Source organism: Paenibacillus sp. PDC88 (genome assembly GCF_900106725.1).
GTDB classification, from domain to species: domain Bacteria; phylum Bacillota; class Bacilli; order Paenibacillales; family Paenibacillaceae; genus Paenibacillus; species Paenibacillus shunpengii.
In genome coordinates this window covers 1-3,778 of sequence record NZ_FNNT01000027.1, presented here as the reverse complement: position 1 = coordinate 3,778, position 3,778 = coordinate 1, and the positions used below count along the sequence as shown (strand labels likewise).

Sequence of the window (3,778 nt, the reverse complement as noted above, 5' to 3'; positions counted from 1 at the left end):
ATTATTTTCCTTAGTATTCCACTAAATAATCCGATTTAACACTAACTGTTTTTAAATTATTAAAATAGTAATTCCACTATATATTCCGAAGACCCTGTTTTTATAATACAAGAAACCAATTGGAAATCCTATTGAAAAGGAGAGATAACATGGCTATAGAATTGGATGTTACGCATGTAATGCTCCGTATAAGTCGATATACTCCATCAAACTTATACGGAGTAAAGTAATACGGATGGATATACCGACTTTGTAATCATAAGAAAGGATGATATACAAAGGAGGATTTAAATATGTCAATAATCCAAGTTCAAAATTTGTCTTTCTCATATCCGAGCAGTTTCGATAATATCTTTGAAGATGTAAGCTTTCAGATCGATACAGATTGGAAGCTAGGCTTCATAGGCAGGAACGGACGAGGGAAAACAACTTTTTTCAATTTATTACTCGGGAAGTACGAATACATCGGAAAAATAAGTTCTTCGGTGGAATTTAATTATTTCCCCTATCCCGTCAAAGATAAAAGTAAATATACCTATGAAATTCTTGAAGAAATCTGCCCTCAAGCGGAAGACTGGGAATTTCTTAGAGAGATCGCTTATTTAGATGTTGATTCAGAAGCGATGTACCGCCCGTTTGAGACCTTATCGAACGGTGAGCAAACCAAGGTTTTACTTGCCGCTCTTTTTTTGAATGAAGGACAATTCTTGTTAATTGATGAGCCCACAAACCATTTAGATACGGAAGCTCGTAAGATGGTCTCTGATTATTTAAGGAGAAAAAAAGGATTTATTTTAATCTCGCATGACCGTCAGTTTTTAGATGGCTGCGTTGATCATATTTTGTCTATAAATAGAGCAAACATAGATGTCCAAAGTGGGAATTATTCGTCTTGGAAACTGAATTTTGATCGCCAACAAGATCATGAAGAAGCAACAAATGAACGCTTGCAAAAGGATATCGGAAGGTTAAAACAATCTTCAAAACGTTCAGCAGGCTGGTCTAATCAAGTCGAAGCTTCAAAAAACGGAACAACGAATTCAGGATCTAAATTAGACAAAGGATTCGTTGGACATAAAGCTGCAAAAATGATGAAGCGCTCAAAAAATCTGGAAGCTCGGCAGCAAAAGGCGATTGAAGAAAAATCGAAGCTCTTAAAAAACGTTGAAAAGACGGAATCCTTACAGTTAGAACCTTTGGAATACAAATCAAAGGAGCTTGTTCAATTAACTGATGTGTCTGTCATGTATGACGGCCAAATGGTGAATTCACCCATAAGTTTTAATGTCGAACCAGGAGATCGAATTGTATTGGACGGGAAGAACGGCAGTGGGAAAAGTAGTATTTTAAAATTAATTCTAGGCCATTCAATTCAGCATACAGGCACGGTGAATATAGGTTCCAGTCTCATCATTTCTTATGTTCAACAAGATACCTCGCATTTAAAGGGGATGTTATCGGATTTTATTGAGGAACATCAGATTGATGAAACGTTATTTAAATCCATTTTAAGAAAAATGGATTTTGACCGCATTCAGTTCGAAAAAGATATATCCAATTATTCAGGTGGACAGAAGAAAAAGCTGCTAATCGCAAAGAGTTTATGTGAAAAAGCGCACCTGTATATATGGGATGAACCATTAAATTTTATTGATATTTACTCACGCATGCAGATTGAAGAGCTTGTCCAAACCTTTAAACCGACGATGGTTTTTGTGGAACATGACCATGCCTTCCAAAAGAGAATTGCTACAAAAACAATAAAAATGTAACAAAAAAGGGCCGTTGGCGGCATGATGTAATAAGTCATCAAAAAACCTGAAATAATAGTAAACATAAAGACTCCCCTAGAGGGAGTCTGGTCAAGACCCCTTACAGTAGACAATGTAAAAAACACCTAGGCTACAAGCTGATTCCTGCACTTAACAGGAGTCAGCTTATTTAGTTTACGTTGCGCTCGCTCTTCATTATAAAAACGGATATACTCTTCAATTCTTCTTTGTGCTTCCTCGATTGTGACATGCTGATTTGGGCGCCAACCTGTGGCAGCATGTCGTGGTATGCATGAGACGTCACGTGAATATATTATCGCTGTTTGGATAACTTAGTTTTATGAACTCATTTAAGGTATTTGATTGAGTTATCAATTTCTAGGAGGTAACCATGAAAATTCAAGCAGCTGTTACTCACGGTAAGGGAGAAGAATTCAAAATTGAAGAAGTAGAATTAGCAGCTCCAAAAGCAAATGAAGTGTTAGTGAAAATCGTTGCTACAGGTGTTTGTCATACAGACGCAGTAGCACGTGATGCAGCAATCACACCGCTGCCGGCTGTACTTGGACATGAGGGTGCAGGTATTGTAGAGGCGGTTGGTGAAGGAGTTACACGTTTAGCAAAAGGTGATCATATTGTATTATCATTCGCACATTGTGGCCATTGCGATAACTGTTTAACAGGTCACCCAACAGTTTGCGAAACGTTTAATGACTTAAACTTTGGTGGCATGCATGACGATCACACACATCGTTTATCAAAAGATGGTCAACAACTCTCAACATTCTTCGGTCAATCTTCATTTGGTACATTTGCCGTTGCTCATGAGCGCAATGTTGTCAAAGTAGATAAAGATGTGGATCTTGCATTACTTGGCCCTCTAGGCTGTGGGATTCAAACAGGTGCAGGTACTGTTTTAAATAAAATTAAGCCTGAATTCGGCTCCACAATTGCCGTATATGGTGCAGGTGCAGTGGGTCTAAGTGCTATTATGGCCGCAAAAATTGTAGGATGCAAAACGATTATTGTCGTTGATGTACACGATTCACGCTTAGAGCTAGCGAAAGAGCTTGGTGCAACTCATTCATACAACGGAACAAAAGTGGATGTTGTGGAAAAAATTAAAAAATTAACAAACGGTGGTACAAATTACGCTGTCGATACAACAGGCGTTCCACCCGTTGTCCGTCAATGTTTACAAGCGTTACGTCCACTAGGCGTTGCTGCGATTGTTGGTTTTACACCAGAAATGAACATTGATGTGCATAATGATCTAATGGCTGAAGGAAAAACAATGATGGGTGTAATCGAAGGTGATTCAGTGCCCAATGTTTTTATTCCACAATTAATTGATTACTACAGAGCAGGTCAATTTCCATTTGATAAATTAGTAAAATTCTATGACTTCGCAGAAATAAACGAGGCATTTGAAGATTCTAAAAAAGGTTTGGCCATTAAACCCATAGTAAAAATTAGCTAGACATAACCAATAAGGAGCATCGAAGTCGCTATTTTAGCGGCTTTTTTTATCTTATCGGCACAAGTTCTTGTCCCAGCATCAAAGTTGACAGGAGTTACATGATTAAATATACTTAATATAGTAACTAACAAAAATATATTAACGATGATTTATTAGTAGAACATAGATTTCACAAGAGCGAAAAGAGGATGAACATGGAACAATACCGGATTGATACAAACAACGGTTTAGAGTTTGGACTATATACATTGGGGGATCATCTAGCAAATCCTGAAACGGGAAAGCGGATATCAGCCAAACAGCGTATACAGGAAATCATTGAATTGGCGAAGCTTGCAGAACAAGCAGGCATTGAATTTTTTAGTGTTGGAGAGAGCCATCAGGAATATTTTGCAACTCAGGCCCACAGTGTTGTCCTGGCAGCCATAGCCCAGGCTACAACTACAATGAAAATAGGCAGCTCATCTACAATAATAAGCACCTCTGATCCAGTCAGGGTGTACGAAGATTTTGCAACGATTGATCT

The 3,778-nt window shown here is 38.0% G+C and carries 4 protein-coding genes; 3 read left to right on the top strand and 1 reads right to left on the bottom strand.

Annotation, left to right across the window (positions count from 1 at the left end):
- Window positions 1-293: 293 nt before the first annotated feature.
- Window positions 294-1,772, top strand: a complete 1,479-nt coding sequence (locus tag BLW49_RS28370) for an Lsa family ABC-F type ribosomal protection protein (RefSeq protein WP_090728273.1) — start codon at window positions 294-296, stop codon at window positions 1,770-1,772.
- Between the two features lie 125 nt (window positions 1,773-1,897).
- On the opposite strand, the gene BLW49_RS29585 is transcribed toward BLW49_RS28370, so the two are convergent.
- Entirely contained in the window at window positions 1,898-1,981 is an 84-nt protein-coding gene (locus BLW49_RS29585; RefSeq protein ID WP_371264637.1) for an IS3 family transposase, read from the bottom strand.
- A 182-nt stretch (window positions 1,982-2,163) separates the two neighbouring features.
- Between BLW49_RS29585 and BLW49_RS28360 the strand changes: the two genes are divergently transcribed.
- Window positions 2,164-3,252, top strand: a complete 1,089-nt coding sequence (locus BLW49_RS28360; protein ID WP_090728271.1) for an NAD(P)-dependent alcohol dehydrogenase — start codon at window positions 2,164-2,166, stop codon at window positions 3,250-3,252.
- A gap of 194 nt (window positions 3,253-3,446) precedes the next feature.
- On the top strand, window positions 3,447-3,778 hold a 332-nt coding region (locus tag BLW49_RS28355), incomplete at its 3' end, for an LLM class flavin-dependent oxidoreductase (protein WP_143042178.1).